The 17213-nt window shown below is 61.8% G+C and carries 13 protein-coding genes and 3 pseudogenes; 8 read left to right on the top strand and 8 right to left on the bottom strand.

Features of this window, described 5'->3' with window-relative positions; translation table 11 throughout:
• Positions 1 to 288 (bottom strand): annotated as a pseudogene (locus VFE81_RS22455) (transposase); the annotation flags it as partial.
• On the opposite strand from VFE81_RS22455, the pseudogene VFE81_RS22450 reads away from it, so the two are divergent.
• Positions 244 to 652 (top strand): annotated as a pseudogene (locus tag VFE81_RS22450) (IS91 family transposase); the annotation flags it as partial. The pseudogenes VFE81_RS22455 and VFE81_RS22450 overlap by 45 nt on opposite strands.
• Before the next feature lie 811 nt (positions 653 to 1463).
• Here VFE81_RS22450 and VFE81_RS22445 read toward each other — a convergent pair.
• Complete coding sequence (locus VFE81_RS22445; protein WP_325046693.1) at positions 1464 to 2291, bottom strand: siderophore-interacting protein; 828 nt, start codon at positions 2289 to 2291, stop codon at positions 1464 to 1466.
• An 80-nt stretch (positions 2292 to 2371) separates the two neighbouring features.
• Positions 2372 to 3238, bottom strand: coding sequence for a PadR family transcriptional regulator (locus tag VFE81_RS22440; protein WP_325046692.1), 867 nt, complete (start codon positions 3236 to 3238; stop codon positions 2372 to 2374).
• Between the two features lie 213 nt (positions 3239 to 3451).
• Between VFE81_RS22440 and VFE81_RS22435 the strand changes: the two are divergent.
• Positions 3452 to 4316: pseudogene (locus VFE81_RS22435) on the top strand (NmrA family NAD(P)-binding protein); the annotation flags it as partial.
• 90 nt (positions 4317 to 4406) lie between these two features.
• On the opposite strand, the gene VFE81_RS22430 reads toward VFE81_RS22435, so the two are convergent.
• Positions 4407 to 5321 carry a glutaminase gene (locus VFE81_RS22430; protein WP_325046691.1) on the bottom strand — a complete coding sequence of 305 codons (915 nt, stop codon included), beginning with the start codon at positions 5319 to 5321 and terminating at the stop codon, positions 4407 to 4409.
• 146 nt (positions 5322 to 5467) lie between these two features.
• Between VFE81_RS22430 and VFE81_RS22425 the strand changes: the two genes are divergently transcribed.
• Positions 5468 to 6220 carry a helix-turn-helix transcriptional regulator gene (locus VFE81_RS22425; protein ID WP_325046690.1) on the top strand — a complete coding sequence of 251 codons (753 nt, stop codon included), beginning with the start codon at positions 5468 to 5470 and terminating at the stop codon, positions 6218 to 6220.
• 20 nt (positions 6221 to 6240) lie between these two features.
• Here the strand turns inward: VFE81_RS22425 and VFE81_RS22420 are convergent, their stop codons facing one another.
• Positions 6241 to 7818 (bottom strand): DHA2 family efflux MFS transporter permease subunit, encoded by a 1578-nt coding sequence (locus VFE81_RS22420; RefSeq protein ID WP_325046689.1) that lies wholly within the window; start codon positions 7816 to 7818, stop codon positions 6241 to 6243.
• Between the two features lie 320 nt (positions 7819 to 8138).
• Between VFE81_RS22420 and VFE81_RS22415 the strand changes: the two genes are divergently transcribed.
• The 3 genes from VFE81_RS22415 (at position 8139) to VFE81_RS22405 (ending at position 11209) form a co-directional block, all read left to right on the top strand.
• Positions 8139 to 8798: an alpha/beta hydrolase gene (locus tag VFE81_RS22415; RefSeq protein ID WP_325046688.1), complete on the top strand. Its 660-nt coding sequence runs from the start codon at positions 8139 to 8141 to the stop codon at positions 8796 to 8798.
• A 191-nt stretch (positions 8799 to 8989) separates the two neighbouring features.
• Entirely contained in the window at positions 8990 to 10042 is a 1053-nt protein-coding gene (locus tag VFE81_RS22410) for a rod shape-determining protein (protein WP_325046687.1), read from the top strand.
• 381 nt (positions 10043 to 10423) lie between these two features.
• Complete coding sequence (locus tag VFE81_RS22405) at positions 10424 to 11209, top strand: alpha/beta hydrolase (RefSeq protein WP_325046694.1); 786 nt, start codon at positions 10424 to 10426, stop codon at positions 11207 to 11209.
• Between the two features lie 150 nt (positions 11210 to 11359).
• On the opposite strand, the gene VFE81_RS22400 is transcribed toward VFE81_RS22405, so the two are convergent.
• Complete coding sequence (locus VFE81_RS22400) at positions 11360 to 11761, bottom strand: hypothetical protein (RefSeq protein WP_325046686.1); 402 nt, start codon at positions 11759 to 11761, stop codon at positions 11360 to 11362.
• Positions 11762 to 12207: 446 nt separating this feature from the next.
• Here VFE81_RS22400 and gltA point away from each other — a divergent pair, with 446 nt between their 5' ends.
• Entirely contained in the window at positions 12208 to 13506 is a 1299-nt protein-coding gene (gltA, locus tag VFE81_RS22395; RefSeq protein WP_325046685.1) for a citrate synthase, read from the top strand.
• 248 nt (positions 13507 to 13754) lie between these two features.
• A complete protein-coding gene (locus VFE81_RS22390) occupies positions 13755 to 16037 on the top strand; it encodes an amylo-alpha-1,6-glucosidase (RefSeq protein ID WP_325046684.1) in 2283 nt (760 codons plus the stop codon).
• A 170-nt stretch (positions 16038 to 16207) separates the two neighbouring features.
• On the opposite strand, the gene VFE81_RS22385 is transcribed toward VFE81_RS22390, so the two are convergent.
• Together VFE81_RS22385 and VFE81_RS22380 are read right to left on the bottom strand one after the other, a co-directional pair.
• Complete coding sequence (locus VFE81_RS22385; RefSeq protein WP_325046683.1) at positions 16208 to 16861, bottom strand: NrsF family protein; 654 nt, start codon at positions 16859 to 16861, stop codon at positions 16208 to 16210.
• On the bottom strand, positions 16858 to 17213 hold a 356-nt coding region (locus VFE81_RS22380), incomplete at its 5' end, for an RNA polymerase sigma factor (protein WP_325046682.1). The genes VFE81_RS22380 and VFE81_RS22385, both read right to left, overlap by 4 nt.

The raw sequence follows: 17213 nt of genomic DNA, 5'->3' as shown, positions 1-17213 counted from the left end.
CGAACTGTAGGTAGGAATGAAATGCATGTGCCAGCGGGGCTTTGCTGCCAGCCACGCCTTGACCTTGGGATGCTTGTGACTGCCATAGTTGTCCACGATGCAGTGCACGTCGAGTTCAGCCGGTACGGCCTTGTCGATTTCACGCAGAAACGACAGGAACTCCTGATGCCGATGACGCGGCTTGCAGGTGGCGAGCACTGCGCCATTGAGTACGTTCAGGGCGGCGAACAGCGTGGTGGTGCCATGACGAACGTAGTCGTGGGTAACACCCTCGACGTAGCCGAAACCCGGCATCTGCACACCGATTCGCTTGACCGTGAGCAGTGTCGTGTCAGGCGCGCCATTGAGCAGTGCCGCACAGCAGCCCTGGGCGGCCACGTCGAACAGTGCGACGCCTGCGGACACCAGCGCATCGCCTACAACTCGTGTCGCAACCGGCACTGCCCCGAAGTGCCAGTCGCTCACCCGCGCAGAATGGCTCGATCACCGTCAGGTAGACCTGCTGCCCGTGCCGTACTTCCACGTGGTGTTCACCGTGCCGCAGGAGATCTCGGCCATTGCATTCCAGAACAAGCGCACCGTCTACGACATCCTGTTTCAGGCGACCGCCGAAACGCTGCAGACGATCGCCGCGGACCCAAGGCCCCTCGGCCCGAAACCCGCGTGACGCCCAGACCTGACTACCGCGACCGCTACGCAAAGTTGACCGGCCGATCGCTGGGCGACTGTCCGGTATGCAGACACGGTCACATGGTCTGCGTCGAATGCCTCCTCCCTGGCGCGTCACCCCGGGCACCGCCGAACCACCCATGAAGCCCGAATCGCAATCGCTGGCCCGCCAAAACCGGCACGTCCTCACGGGTCGGCTGGACGCGCATGTCCAGTGCGGTCCCATCCTGCCGTCAACGGGCGGCGCAACCTCTTCCCTGAGCACCGCAGTCGCACGTTCATGGCCAATCGTGTGACCCGACCCTCCCGTATCCACGCTTCAATCCCCGCATCCGATCGTCACAACCATCGCCACGCCGATTCAATTCCCATAACCACCGTCAGTGGAGCGGTTTAGCTCAACGAATTGTTAGCGGAACGGGAACGGCTCGTTCGCCGTGCCTGCGACCAACCCATTGCGCCGTTCCCGTTCCGCTAACAATCCTCTGGGTTATCGCGGCTCACGGGCCATATGAGGTAGCAGACCGTATGAGAGTGTCAACCTCACAAAATCCGTGGCGGGATCCTTTGCCACCGGGCTTTCCTGTCCTAAGTTGACACCCTCTGACCAGGAGAAGTCTGGATGGTGAACTGCGTCAGCGCAAATAGCCACAGCAAACGGCGCTCGTGCTTTGTGCTAATTGAATACATCGTTCAATTCCTTATTTTTGTTCGAAGCACGCCGTTTGTTGGGCTCACGCGTCCCACACGGCACACGCAACTCACGCAGTTCATCGCACGCACGCTACGGACAGTCAGTCGTCGAGCGTTTCATGCACTGCTTCGGTACCCTGTTTCCAGTAGCTAGCGGCGCGAATGCGCGATTTGTCGACGCCACGTTCCGTGCACAGGTGGTAGCGCACGGCACGCATCGTTGCGGATTCGCCGGCGGCCCACACGTAGCCTTCACCGTCTTCGGGCAAGTAGATTTCGCGTACCGCTTGCAGCAAGGCGTCGCCGCGATAGCCCGATTCGCTGCGATGGCGCCAGACGATATGCAGTTCGGCCTGCGTCGTGAATTCGATCTGCGCCGACTGATCGGCCACTTCGATCACCGCCGCGACGCGTGCGCCGGCAGGCAGTTCTTCAAGGCGTCGGGCGATTGCCGGCAGCGCCGTATCGTCGCCGATCAGCAGATGCCAGTCGAAGCCGGTGGGTATCACCAGAGACCCGCGCGGGCCGCCGACGCCGAGGTACTGACCCACTTTGGCTTGCGCGGCCCACGTTGCAGCCGGGCCGGCCTCGTGCATGGCGAACTCGATATCCAGTTCACTCGCTTCAGCGTCGAAGCGGCGCGGCGTGAAATCGCGGGCAATCGGCCGCGGCTGGCCGACGGGAAACACGGGACCGTCAGGGCCGGCTTCCGGCAGCACGGGTTTGTCATCGCCCGGTTCGGGGAAGAACACTTTGATGTGGTCGTCGAACGAAGCGGAGATGAAGTCGTGCAAATCCTCGCCTGTGAAGGTGACGCGAATCAGATGCGGGGTCAGCGCGCGCACCTCTTTGACCTGCAACAGACGGAACTTCAGCGGATGGCGCACGCGATAAACTGCCAGATCGGTCCGGTTGTCATTTGTCAGCATAAGGTGCCACTCCCGTCGGTTTGATTGGCGCGCGAAGGTGCTCATGGCACCTTCGAACGCGAGTGTCGGATAGCGCGATCTCAAGCGGTTGGTTCGCCGCCGCCTTCGTCGCGCCGGGGATTGCCTTCGCCTTCGATTTCATTTGCCGCGCGCATCAGGATCGCGGCGATGCGGCGCTGCTCGGCAGCCGGCACGTTGTCACGGCGTAGCAGCGCATGTTTCAGCGCGCGGCGTGCTTCGCTCAGTTCCGGCAACCAGCCGCCTTCGCTGACGTCGGCCGGCTCTTCGCCGGCAAACGCGCGGCGCACGGAATCCATCTTGCGGGCGATGTGCGTCAGCTTGGCGAGCATCAATTCGACGCGGTCGCGATTGGCCGCCAGATACTCGCGGCCCGTTTCCGACAGTTCGTAACGCTTGCGGTTGCCTTCGAGTTGCACGGTCACGTAGCCGAGTTCTTCCAGATACGTGAGTGCCGGATAGACCATGCCGGGGCTCGGGCTATAGAAACCATTTGAGCGTGTTTCGAGCGCCTTGATCAGCTCGTAGCCGTGGCTAGGTTGAGTATCGATCATCGACAGCAGCAGCAGCTGCAGATCTTCGGAAGTGAATTTACGGCCGCGCGGAAAACCGTCGCCTTCGCCACCGAAGCCGCCCGGGCCACCACCGCCAAAACGTCCGCCGCGACCGCCGCCGCGATGCTCGTGATGGCGGCCGATTGTGTGCCACAGTGCGTGCAGCGAGAAGCGGTCATGGCCGTGGTGGCCGAAGCGGTGGCCGTGACCGAAGCCGCCGCGGTCGTCGCGGTCGTCGCGTTCACCGCGCTCGCCGCGGTGCTCGTAGTGACGGGCGAACGCATGCCAAAGTGCATGCAGCGACAGGCGGTCGTGCCCTGCGAAAAAACCTTCGTCCGCACCGTGCGAACGGGAAAAACGATGTTGATGACGCATCTTGGGTACTCCCATTTGTGTCTTAAGATGGGTCGTAAGATATATATCTAAAGATAGTTTGTCAAACTTATTTTGCGTCGCACGTCAACGGAAGAGGTGCATTTAATGCCTAAAAGGCATTAATTAAATGACATCCATGCTCTCGTGAAATCACTGGGAAATGCCGAAAATCTCGCTTGGAACGGCATTGGCCGGATTCGAGGAGCGATAAACATGTATGCAATTACCGGTGTGACAGGGCAGGTGGGTGGCGCGGCGGCACGCGCCTTATTGAATGCGGGGCACACCGTGCGCGCCGTCTTACGCGACAAAAAGAAGGCGGCGGAGTGGGTGGAGCGGGGCGCCGAAGTGGCGATCGCTTCCTTCGAAGACGCGGACGCGCTCGCCGCGGCGTTCAGCGGTACGGCAGGCGTCTTCGTGATGGTGGCGCCGAACTTCGCACCGCAACCGGGCTATCCGAACGCGCATGCAGCCGCAGCGGTGCTGAAAGAGGCGTTAACGAAGGCAAAGCCTGAACGCGTTGCGGCGCTCTCATCGATCGGCGGTCAGCGCGAATCGGGCCTCGGTCTCATTACGCAAGTGCATATTCTCGAAGAAGCGCTCGCAGACCTGCCCATTCCGGCGGCAATTTTGCGGCCCGCGTGGTTCATGGAGAACTCGGTGTGGGATGTCGCGCCGGCGCGCGAAACCGGCGTGATGCCGAGCTTCCTGCAGCCGCTCGATCGTGCGTATCCGATGATCGCAACAGCGGATATCGGCCGCGTGATCGCTGAAACGCTTGGCCAGTCGTGGCAGGGGCGTCGCGTGATCGAGATTGAAGGACCGCGGCGCTATACGCAAGATGAAATCGCCGATGCTCGGAGGCGTGCTTGGTCGTTCGGTGAAGGCTCAAGCGGTGCCGCGCGATCAGTGGGAAGCGCTGTTCCAGTCGCAAGGCACGGCATGGCCCCTGCCGCGCATCGAAATGATCGACGGTTTCAATTCCGGGTGGATCGATTTCGAAGGCGATGGAAACGAGCGGGCGATCGGCACCACCGCGTTTCAGACGGTGTTGGCCGAGTTGGTTGAGCGTGCGGGCCAGGAGGTTGTTCAATGGGGGCGACGGCGGCATGACAAGGATGCTGAGCATTCAATAAGTCCACTGGGCCGTCGTCGTTGTGGCACGCAATCAAAAAATCGACCGCCCCGTATAAGTAGTCAACCACTCCAGCGCCAACACCCCCGCCAGCGAATTCCCATTGCTGTCGAGCCCCGGCGACCAGACGCACACAGCCATCTCGCCCGGCAGCACGGCAACGATCCCGCCGCCCACGCCGCTTTTTGCCGGCAACCCGACCCGGTAGACGAAATCGCCCGCCGCGTCATAGGTGCCGCAGGTCAGCATCAGCGCGGAAAGCCGCTTGGCGGAACTCGTGTCGAGAATCCGCTCGCCGGTGGCGGGCACTACCCCGTGATTGGTCAAAAACAATGCCGCCTTCGCCAGCTCGACGCAGCTCATCGAAATCGCGCATTGACGGCAATACGCGTCGACCACCACTTGCGGCGGCATCTCCATGTTGCCGAAGCTCGCCATGAAATGCGCCATCGCGCGGTTGCGGTGAGCATGCTGCAACTCCGACAGCGCGACGCGCGAATCGTAGTCGATGCTGATTTCGCCCGTCAGCCGCCGCATGAATTCGACCAGCGCGGTTTCGGCCTGCACGAACCGGCGGCATAACACGTCGGTGACGACCAGCGCGCCCGCGTTGATGAACGGATTGCGCGGCTTGCCGTGTTCGGCTTCGAGTTGGACCAGCGAGTTGAAGGCATTGCCGGACGGCTCGCGTCCCACACGTTGCCAGAGTTCGTCGCCGAGCAGCCGGAACGCCATGGTGCAGGCGAACAGCTTGGAAATACTCTGGATGGAAAAGCGCGTGTCGGCCGCGCCGGTGCGGAACACGTCGCCCGCGGCGGTGACGATCGCCATGCCGAAACTGTTGGCGGGAACATTCGCCAGTTCGGGAATGTAGTCGGCGACCTTGCCCGTGCCTAGATAAGGCTGAAGATTGCGATGAATCTGTTCGAGGATGGATGCGTAGTTCATTGGGCTCGGACCGTTGAAGCCGGGATTCTACTGGCAACCTGGCGCGAATTGTTCGTGCAGCGGCGCTGCCGGGTTCGAGCAGCGTTTTGCCCGGGCTATGCTAATCTTGCTGCCTTTCCTACGACAACCGGGCAAAACGGACATTCATGGTGGAAGCTTTCGATCCGGACGGCGTCGCGCGTCCGGTATTCGTGGTCGACGAGCACTACGATGTGCTGGACGAACCATGGCGCGCCTATCGTCGTGCGCGGTTGATCCACGTGAGCGTCGGCGTGCTGACCGTGCGCACCGAAACCGGACGATGGGTCGTGCCGCAGGGTCACGCGCTCTGGCTGATGGCGAACGTGCAGCATTGCCTGTCTGCCGCCGAGCCGGTGCAACTTCATTCGTTGTATGCCGACGCGGATGTCGCGCCGCTACCCGCGCAAAATGTCGCACTGGCGCTCGACCGGCTGGCGGAAGCTTTACTGAGCGCCGCAGGCGATCTGCCGCACGACAAACCGGTCGACGAACCCACCGGGCGTCTTCTGCAAGTCTTGCTGGACCGCCTGTCCGGCTTGCCCCCCGCGCCTCTGGCGCTGCACTGGCCGCGCGATCCGCGGATTCAGCGGATCGCCGAAGCGCTGAACGTTAACCCGGCGGAACCGGCGGTGCTTGACGATCTGGCGGCGGCCGCCGGTGTGACCGCCCGGACGGCGGCGCGCCTTTTCGTCAAGGAAACCGGGCAGACCTTCGGTCAGTGGCGGCAGCAACTGCGGCTGCTGGTTGCACTGGAGCGCCTCGGCGCCGGAGCGAGCGTCACGCAAGTGGCACTCGAAGTTGGATACGGCGACGTGTCGTCGTTTATTGCCGTGTTCCGCGACGCCTTCGGCGACACACCCGCACGCTATTTCCGCTGACGCAGCTTGCAACACCGCAATCAGTGCGCGCCCGCCGCACCCGGTCCGCCACCGCCCTTAGCCGGCTTCGTAATCCAGATCAGCGGAATGATCAGAATGAAAATGATCGACGACACATAGAAGATGTCGTTCAGGCCCATCATCGCGGCCTGGGTGTTCACCGTGAAATCGAACAACGCATGCGCCGATTGCGTATTCAGATGCAGCAGCGACTGGGTCGAATCGATCTGCTGGTTGAACAACGGGTTATCGACGCTGGCGCGTTCGGTGAGCCGTTCGTGGTGCAACACCGTGCGGTTATTCCATTCGTTGCCGGCGATCGAGGTGCCCACCGCGCCGCAAAACACCCGCACGAAATTCGACAGGCCAGCGGCCGCCGGAATTTTGTTCGGCGGCTGGCCGGACAGAATGATCGCGGTCAGCGGCACGAAGAACAGTGCCATTGGAATGCCTTGCAGTAGTGTGGGGAGCACGAGGTGCCATGTGTCGATTTCGACCACGTACTTCGAGCGCATATAAAACACGACAGCAAAGCCGATAAACGCGAGGGTCGCGATGATGCGTGCATCCGAGCGCGGCAGCACGCGGCCCATCACCGGCGCGAGCAGCACCGCGAAGATGCCGAGCGGAGCGGTAACGAGACCGGCATCCACCGAGCGGTAGTTCAGATACTCCTGCATCCATTGCGGCAACAGCACCAGGTTACCGAAGAACACGCCGTACGCCACCGAAATCGCAATCGTGCCGCCGAGAAAATTGCGCTGCCGGAAGAGCCGCAAGTCGACGATCGGATTCTCCTCGGTCAGCTCCCACACGAGGAAGAACGCGAAACTGATCAGCGCGGTGATGCCGAGAATCACGATCACCGGCGACGAAAACCAGTCGAGGTCCTTGCCTTTGTCGAGCATGATTTGCAGCGACGCGACCCACGTAATCAGCAGGCCGAGCCCGATCACGTCGATGGGAGGTTTGCGGGTGGCCGACTCGCGGGTGCGGTAGATCATCCACGTCACGCCGGCCGCGAAAATGCCGACCGGAATGTTGATGTAGAAGATCCACGACCAGCTATAACTATCCGTGATCCAGCCGCCGAGCGCGGGACCCGCAATCGGGCCGACTGTGGCCGTCATGGCCCATAGCGAGAGTGCCGTCGACGATTTCTCCTTGGGATACGAGCCGAGCAGAATCGCTTGCGAGAGCGGTATCAGCGGACCGGCCACGGCACCCTGGAACACCCGCGCGACCAGCAGGATCGGCAACGTGGGCGCGATGCCGCACAACCACGAAGCCAGCACGAACATCAGAATCGCGCCGACGAACAGCTTGATCTGGCCGATGCGTTGCGTGAGCCAGCCGGTCAGCGGAATCGAGACGGCGTTGGCCGCGGCGAATACCGTGATGACCCACGTGCCTTCATCGACCGAGACACCGAGATTGCCCGAGATGGTTGGGATCGCAACGTTCGCAATCGACGTGTCGAGCACGTTCATGAAGGTGGCGAGCGCGACGGCGATGGTCGCCAGAACCAGTTTGCCGCCTTGTAACGGTGGCGGTGGTGCGGGCGGCGTGGCAGCAGGCGCGGCAGAGGGCTGGCTCAAACGATTCTCCGGATTGCGGTGCTACGGATGTTTATACGGCGTTTTATTCACTGCCCGGGCAGGGAGCCGGGTTGCCGCGAATGCTTGCAAAAGCATACCTGTATTCACGTTCTGGCGTCGTCGACCCATACAGATCCAACGGCAGAAACCAACCCGGCAGCGTATGCTCGCGGCTGAGACCGCATGGAACGATCTGCGGGCTCGCGAGGGCGACGCAAGGCGACGTAAGGCGCCACGAGGGCCACACATTGCCGCGTGGCTGGCCGCGCGTGCGGAAACACGAACCGAGAGTACAGCGAGTACAGAGAGAGGAATTGAAAATGGGCTGGGAGCAATTCGAACACGGTTGGCGGCACGCGCCGACGATGGCACCCGCCAACGCATTGGTCGTGCTGATGCACGGCGTGGGCAGCAATGCGCGCGATCTGATGCCGCTCGCGGACATCTGGAGCGAGAGCCTGCCGGACGTCGCGTTCGCTTCGCTCGACGGCACCGACGCCTTCGACGGCGGCTTCGGCGGACGCCAGTGGTTCAGCCTGCGCGACGTCAACGAAGGCAATCGCGAGTTGCGTGTCGCCGCCGCCTATCCGGCGTTGCGGCACATGCTCGAGGCGGAACTGGCGCATTGGCAGCTTCCTTTCGACCGCCTTGCACTGGTCGGCTTCTCACAAGGGTCGATCATGGCGATGCACCACGTAGCGGCCAGCACGGAAGGCGCTGCTGCCGTCGTCGCGTATTCGGGACGGCTCGCCTCGGTGATCGTCGCGCAGAACGGCACACCGCTTACGCTCGTGCACGGCGAAGAAGACGAAGTGATCCCGGTACAGGAACTGGAATATGCCGCCGACGCATTCAGCAACGCCGGCTACACGGTCGACGCCTATGCGTTGCCCGGCATTGGCCACACGATTAACGCGGACGGTGTCGAGCTCGGCAAGCAGGCTTTGGAGCATGCGTTGGGTGCTTTGTCGCGCGATTGACCCGCTCAAAATTAAAAAGTGGCCCTAAAGATTCTGCTTTGCTTGCCGTTAACTGCTCATTGGTATGAAAATCACTTCCGCCGCGCGGATTGCGCAACGCCCGTCTGGGCGTGCCAAGCGGTTCGGGTGACCGGGGGTGCATTTTCCAGACTGCCCGGAAAGGGCGGATAACGACACATCAGAGCCTTCCTATGGCCAGACCGACGCCGCATTACCCGCTTTTCGATCGACTGTTCCGTCATTCCGTGGCAGTGGACCTCGGCACGGCCAATACCCTCATCTATACCGACAACGGCGGCATCGTCCTGAACGAGCCGTCCGTCGTGGCGTTCCAGAAAGAGTCCGCCGCCGGGCAAAAACGCGTGGCGGCAGTCGGCACTGAAGCGCGCCAGCTGCTCGGCCGCGCACCGGGCAACGTCGAAGCCGTACGGCCGATGCGGCACGGTGTGATCGCCAATTTTTCCGCTGCCGAGCAGATGATCCGGCAATTCGTCGACATGGCGCGCCCGCGGCCGTTGTTTAGCCGGCGTGCCGCATTCACCCTGTGCATCCCGGCGGGCGCCACCCAGGTCGAGCGACGCGCGATCAAGGAGGCCGCCGTGGCGGCCGGCGCATGGAAGGTCAGTCTGATCGGCGAATCGCTGGCGTCGGCGGTCGGTGCGGGCCTGCCGGTATCGGAAGCGATCGGCTCGATGGTGGTCGACATCGGCGGCGGCACCACCGAAGTCGGTGTGATCTCACTCGGCGGCCTCGCATATAGCGGCTCGATCCGCGTGGGCGGCGACAGTTTCGACACGGCGATCGTCAGTTACGTGCGCAACCTGTATGGCGTGCTGCTTGGCGAGCAAACCGCAGAACACGTCAAGAAGGGCATCGGTTCGGCCGTGCGCGACGTGCCGGTCGAGCATATGAATGCAACCGGACGCAGCGTCGAGGACGGCTTGCCGCGCACGGTTCAGTTGAGCAACCACGATATCGCCGAAGCCATCGAGGGCCCGCTGCGCCAGGTGATCGGCGTCGTGAAACGTGCGCTTGAAACGGCGCCTGCCGAACTGGTGACCGATATCGCGCACGGCGGCATCGTGCTGACCGGCGGCGGCGCGCTGCTTGGCAATCTGGGCCGCCGCCTGACCAACGAACTTGGGCTTGAGGTCCGCGTCGCCGATGAACCACTCACTTGTGCGGTGCGTGGCGCGGGCGCGGCGGCTGTTGCCGGGTTGCTCGACGACAGTGCCTTCGAATGAATTGATGCGGGACGTCCCGCCTTGCAGATGGCGAGACGGGCTTGCCGCATGGAGCCGGCAGCCGGCGCGGCCAGGCGGACCGGCCGTGAAACGAGCCGTATCGGGCTCACTCACGAGGCACGGATCGCGAGGCGCTCGGCATAGGTCGCTACACGCAAGCCGAACAGGCCTCGGCGCATATTCAATGGCTGTGTGACAATACGCCCTGCATCCCAATTTCAGGGATGCGAACACGCTTTCTCCTCGAATCCATTTCTAGCCGGCGCCGCTGATACATTCAGCCGTTGCCGCGCCGTCCGTGAACCACCTGTGAATCAATCCGTTTCCGCTTCGTCCTCTCCCGCATCCCCGTCCTTTATCGAATTGCATAGCGGCTTGCGCATGCCTTATGTGGAAGCCGGCGAAGGCGAACTGCTCCTGTTCGTGCATGGCTCGCTGTGCGATTACCGCTACTGGCAACCGCAACTGGCAGGTTTGTCGAAGCAATATCGCTGCGTCACGGTAAGTCTCACGCATTACTGGCCGGTGACGGATACCGAGCCCAACCAGCCGTTCAGCTGGAGTGAACATGCGGACGACGTGGCCGAATTCATCGATCGTTTCGGCGCGGGACCGGCGCACGTGGTGGGTCATTCGCGCGGTGGTTGTGTGGCATTTCATTTCGCGCGGCGTCATCCGCAGTACGTGCGCAGCTTGACGCTTGCCGACCCGGGCGGCCCGTTGCAGATCGCTGGCCGACCGCCCGCGAGTTTGCCGGAGACCGTCAACGCCTTGCGCGCGAAAGCCGCGCAGCTGATCGAAACAGGCGAGGTGGAAGCAGGCTTGCAACTGTTCGTCGATTCGGTGAGCCGTCCCGGTTTCTGGGCGATGAGCACGCCGGGTTTTCGCAAGATGGCGACTGACAATGCACACACGCTCGCGCGTCAATTCCGCGACCCGTTGCCCGCTTACGTACCCGAGCACGCGGCCGAAGTACGCTGCCCGGTGCTACTGATCGACGGCGAGAAGAGTCCCGACATGTTTCGCCGCACTGCGACGGCGCTCCAAACATGGCTGCCGGATTCGCGCCGCGAAACCGTGCGCGGCGCCTCGCATGGGATGAATCTCGCGCATCCGGCAGCGTTCAATCGCTACGTCGACGAGTTCATTCGCTCAGTGGACGTTTGATAGACACGCGATAAGCGCCTGGTGCCCGCATCAGAGTACGCGATTGGATGCGCAACCCGCGCTCAATAAGCCTGCAATGAACGCATGTTGATTGCCGCGCGGTGAGCCGCGCGCAGGACTCAGTACTTGCGGTTAGTCACTGCGTGCCGTTCAAGCCTTGCGATGTGCGTCTTTATCTAACGCGCGTTCCGCGGCTTCGCCGACGAGGCCGTGGTAATACAGATGCACGCCGATCGCGAGTGAGTCGTTGCGAATTTCGTGGAAGGCTTTCCATGCCTTCACAGGGTCTTTGAACAGCAGATAGTGCGCTTCCTGCGCGATCAGATCTGCCACTTCATGCAGGCCATGGCCGTGCAGGACATCGACGAGTGTATCGAGGCTGCGATGAGTTCGCGCGTCGGTACGCGGGTAAAGCATATGCAGCACCGCCACGTCCTGCGTTTTCAGCGCCGCCGACAACGCTACGACGATGTCCTGATGATTCAGCGCTGTGACGACGTTGTCTTCGTTGTGGACGTGATCCGGAAACAGTGTTTCGAGCGAGGCGTTCATCTGGTCCTTCCGTATTCTTCTGGCTGATTAAAAAAGCCCGCCGTAGGACGGCGGGCCAAAGACAGCGATGTGTTCGCAGGGGAAGCAAAACACGTATTCAGTATCGCAGAGCGGCGTTGCTTGTGCAGCTTGAGCGCCGCAAAACATTGTTGCAGTAAGCGTGCTAACTTTCATTTGGCTGGCAAAGCCGTTGAGCGGGAAGAGTGCTGTTCCGTGCCGCTGATTTTCGCCTGTCTTTTGCCTGTTTCCGTGTATTTCAGGCGATTACGCACCTCTTTCAGGCAACGAATGTTGCGCCAGTCGAGATGGTTTGTTGCGGGCAATCGTCGCAATCAAAGCCCCCTTCGGACCGTAGAATGCAAAGCGGAGCCTGAGCATGCCAAGTAGCGATCCGACGATCCAGCATGCCGGCACGTGTGCGATGTGAAAGTAAAAGGAACGCGTAGATGAACTCGAAGACACACGCAACGCTGAGCTTCTCCGACAGCGACCAGACGATTGATTTGCCCATTTATCAGGGCACGCTCGGGCCGGATGTCATCGACATCCGCAAGCTGTACGGCCAGACGGGCAAATTCACATACGACCCGGGTTTCATGTCCACGGCGGCATGCAATTCCGAAATCACCTATATCGACGGTGACAAAGGCGAGCTGCTGTATCGCGGTTATCCGATCGACAATCTGGCGCAAAACGCAGACTTCCTCGAAACGTGTTATCTGCTGCTGAAGGGCGAGTTGCCGGATGCGCAGCAGAAGGACGAGTTCGTCAACACCGTTACGCAGCACACGATGGTGCACGAGCAGATGCATTTCTTCTTCCGTGGCTTCCGCCGTGACGCGCACCCGATGGCGATCCTGGTCGCCGCAGTCGGCGCGCTATCGGCGTTCTATCACGACTCGCTCGACATCAGCAATCCGCAGCACCGCGACGTATCCGCGATCCGCATGATCGCGAAGCTGCCGACGCTGGTCGCGATGGCGTACAAGTACACCGTGGGCCAGCCTTTCGTTTATCCGAAGAACGACCTGTCGTACAGCGCGAATTTCATGCGGATGATGTTTGCCAATCCGGCAGAAGAGTACCAGGTCAATGACGTGCTGGTGCGCGCGCTGGATCGCATTCTGATTCTGCACGCGGACCACGAGCAGAACGCGTCGACCTCGACGGTTCGTCTCGCGGGTTCGTCGGGCGCCAATCCGTTTGCGTGTATTGCAGCGGGTATCGCCTGTTTGTGGGGCCCGGCGCACGGTGGCGCGAACGAAGCGGCACTGAACATGCTGGAGGAGATCGGCTCGGTCGACAATATCCCTGAGTTCATTGCGAAGGTGAAGGACAAGAACTCGGGCGTGAAGCTGATGGGCTTCGGTCATCGCGTCTACAAGAACTACGATCCGCGTGCGAAGCTGATGCGCGAAACGTGCCACGAAGTGCTGGAGGAGTTGGGCCTGCACGACGACCCGTTGTTCAAGCTGGCGATGGCGCTGGAAAAGATTGCGCTGGAAGATGACTATTTTGTGTCACGTAAGCTGTATCCGAATGTCGACTTCTATTCGGGGATCGTGCAGCGCGCGCTGGGTATTCCGACGGCGATGTTCACGTGTATCTTCGCGATGGCGCGTACGGTCGGCTGGATTGCGCAGTGGAACGAAATGATCGCCGATCCGGAACAGAAGATCGGGCGGCCCCGGCAACTGTTCGTTGGGGAGACTCAGCGCCAGGCTCGGTCGCTTGCCAGGCGGTAAAGATTTGGGTTTTGCCTGCGAGGTGCTTAGTCATATGGTTGCCTTGCAGGCCAACAGCCGAGCAAGCCCCGCGCAAGGAACAAAAAAACCTGCCTGCATCTCCCATGCCAAAACAAAAAATCGAAACTCCCACGTGATAAGTTCGTCTGACGCTGACAGACCCTCTACAATCGGAAACGACCGGGCAGCGCCCAGCAGCAACCGAATCTGAAAGCGAACGCAAAAGCGAACCCATAGGAGCGACCCTGATGCAGCAGCCAGAAGCCCTCGGCGGCCTGTCCCACTCGGGCGGAGTCGACCACCACGAACCCGAGCCGGACGGCGCATTCATCCCGACGGAAAATCTCAACGTCGCGAGCGTCACCCAGCACGTGCTGAAGTCTGGCGACACCTTTATCGTCAACGATCCCCTCGGCGATATCACCGGCCACGACGACGGCCTGTTCGTCAACGACACACGCGTCCTCTCGCAACTGCGCCTCACCTTCGGGGGCCGCGCACCGTCGCTGCTGTCTGGCAGCGTCAACAGCGACAACACGTCGTTCACCGCGCACCTGACCAACCGTCCCTTGCCGCCGCTCGGCGGCGACAGCACGCCGGAAGGCGTGATCCATGTCGAGCGTGTGCGTGTGCTCTCGGGCACCGTCCTCAACGAAGCCATCGAACTCACCAACTACGGCACAAGCGACGCTGTCGTGCCGCTCTCGATCTCGTTCGCGAGCGACTTCCGCGACATGTTCGAAGTGCGCGGCCTCAAGCGCGACAAACAGGGCCGAGTCGAATCGGCGCGCGTCGAGAACCGCGAGGTGCTACTCGGCTATATCGGTCTCGATGACGTGGCGCGCAATGTGCAGATCGCCTTCTCGCCGGAGCCTGACAAGCTCTTCGCCGATCGCGCCGACTACACTGTCAAGCTGCCGGCGCAGGCGTGCGTGTCGATCTATCTGTCTGTCGCGGTGCAAGTTGTCCCGCAAGCCAACAAACCGGCAGCGGGCGTCGCGCGACCCACGCATGCGGTGAGCGAGGCCCACCTGTCGCAAATCGATGCGGAGCGCCCGCGCGTTGGCCGCGCTGCAGTGCGCGCCGCGCTGGTCGACGCCCACCTGGTGATGCGTGAACGGCGCCGCGTCACCGCGCGGGTGCGTTCGAGCAATCCGCTCTTTAACGCGTGGATCGACCGTTCGCTTGCCGACCTGGGGCTGCTGACTACCGACCTCGCCACGGGGCCGTACCCCTACGCCGGCATCCCGTGGTTTTCAACGCCGTTCGGCCGCGATGCGATCATCACGTCGTTGCAGACGCTGTGGCTACAACCGAATCTGGCCGCGGGCGTGCTGCGCTTTCTCGCCGAACATCAGGCGCGCGACAATTCGCCGTTTCGTGACGCCGCGCCCGGCAAGATCATGCACGAGATGCGCAAAGGTGAAATGGCCGCCGCCGGCGAAGTACCGTTCGCGCTGTACTACGGCGGCGTCGACAGCACGCCGCTCTTCATCGTGCTGGCCGGCGCCTATGCGGCACGCACGGGTGATCTGGCGCTGATCGACGAATTGTGGCCGGCGCTGGAGCGCGCGGCGCAGTGGGTCGCGGGTGTCTGCGACAAGAACCGTTACGGTCTGCTGGACTACCAGCGCGAGTCCGATGGCGGCCTTGCGAATCAAGGCTGGAAAGACAGCCACGATTCGGTTTTCCATGCCGACGGCCATTTCCCCGACGGCCCTATCGCACTCGTCGAAGTGCAGGCGTATGCGAGTGCGGCATTCGACACGATGGCTCACTTCGCCAGGCTGCGCGGCCTCGACGATCCCGCAAAGCAATACAGCGAGCGCGCGAAGAAAATCCGTCAGTGCGTCGAAGAAAAGTACTGGATGGAAGAGTCCGGCTTCTACGGCATCGCGCTCGACGGCCACGGTGAACTGTGCCGCGTGATGGCGTCCAATGCGGGCCACTTGCTGGCCTTCGGTCTGCCCTCGCGCGAGCGTGGCGAAGCGGTAGTGCGCGCGCTCGACTCCACGCTGTTCCATACCGGCTGGGGTGTGCGTACGCTGGCGGCGAGCCAGGCGCGCTTCAACCCGATGGCGTATCACAACGGCTCGGTCTGGCCGCATGACAATGCGCTCTGTGCCCGTGGTCTGTCACGCTACGGCGGCAAGGCGGCGGCCGTGCGGCTGTTGCAGGCGCTATTCCAGGCGGCAGTCAATTTCGACATGCGCCTGCCCGAACTGTTCTGTGGCTTCCCACGGCGGCGCGGCGAACCGCCCACCGCCTATCCGGTCGCCTGCCTGCCGCAAGCCTGGGCGGCGGGTTCGCCGTTCATGATGCTCGAAGCCTGTCTGGGCATCACGATCGACGCGGCCCGGCGCGAAGTCGTGATCCAGCAACCCATGCTGCCCGAGGGCATCGACTGGCTCGAAGTCGGCGATCTCAAAGTGGGTGATTCGTCGGTGTCGATTACGTTCAGGCGAATCGGCGACAAGGTGGTCGCATCGGCGGCGGAGCAGGGCGACGTACGGGTGGTCGCGCTTCTCTAGACACCTGCCGCCAACATATGGTGGCTAGCAAACGAAAGTTGGCCCAAATCGGTGGTGTAAGTTATTGATTGGGTTGGAATTGTAAAAAATTCACGGAAGTCGATTTGCAAATCAATGTGGCCTAGCCCGAATCGAGCCACATCTGCGGGTGGCAAACCATCGCTTCGACGTTAGCGCAGCGCCAACCAGCCAAGGAGCCGCTGGCCATAGCGTCCGCTCAACGATAGGAAGAGGGCGGCCACACCCAGATTCCACATCAGTATCATCGCCGTCGCGTCCAGCGGGTGGAGAATCGACAATGCCACGGCAGTCATTGCAGCGACCGCGAGACTTCCTGCCATGATGACCGGGCCCGGCGACAGTTGCGCGACGTGGCGCAGCATAATGAGCATCACGAGCGATAGCGGCATACCCACTAATACCAACGTGGCAAAGCATTTGGCCGTCTCGCCGATAGACATACCTTCCGGGCCAATTGTGACCCAATTGGTCAGGCAACCGTAACCAATCGTGGCGACCCAAACGAGCGAGGCCGGAGCGGGTAAAAGAAGCCAGCGGCGCGACATGCCTGGCACGCTGGCAAGAAAAGCACCCGTGGCAGCCAGGACACCCGTTGTCATGGCTGCGGCTACACCGACGACATAAAGAGGTTGATGCAGTTTGACTGCCATGTCCGCACGTACTCCGTGCGCGATACCGACGAAGAGCATCACAGCTCCCGCAAACAGCAACCAGCATGCGGCTCTCGCCGCAGGAGCCCGCAGACGCCTGACAGGTGTTGCGTCCGCGACCAGGACATCAATCAGGTCGGAGGTTCGGGTCATGATTCGTTACCTTTCTGCCGGAACATTTCCCGTAATCGTTTCATTGCCCGGTGAGTGGCTACTTTCAACGCCGCAACCGACATTCCGCTTGCGGCAGCAGCCTCCTGCAGTGACATTTCTTCCAGCTTCAGCATGCGCATCGCGTCGCGCTGGCCGACCGTCAATTGTTCGATAGCTTCCCGTACCAGGCGAGCGTCCACTGCCTCTTCCTGTAAGTTCGTTGCATCAGCAACAAAGGTTTCCAGCTCACTTTCCATTGAAGATTCATGTGAGCAAACGCGTCCACGCCGACGCAGACCGTCGACGATGCGTCTCTTTGCGATGGCGACCAGCCACGGCCCGAATGGGCGGG

Source organism: Paraburkholderia sp. (assembly GCF_035656215.1).
Classification (GTDB): domain Bacteria; phylum Pseudomonadota; class Gammaproteobacteria; order Burkholderiales; family Burkholderiaceae; genus Paraburkholderia.
Note: the sequence above shows the minus strand (reverse complement) of the source record. Positions and strands in the feature narration are given on the sequence as shown.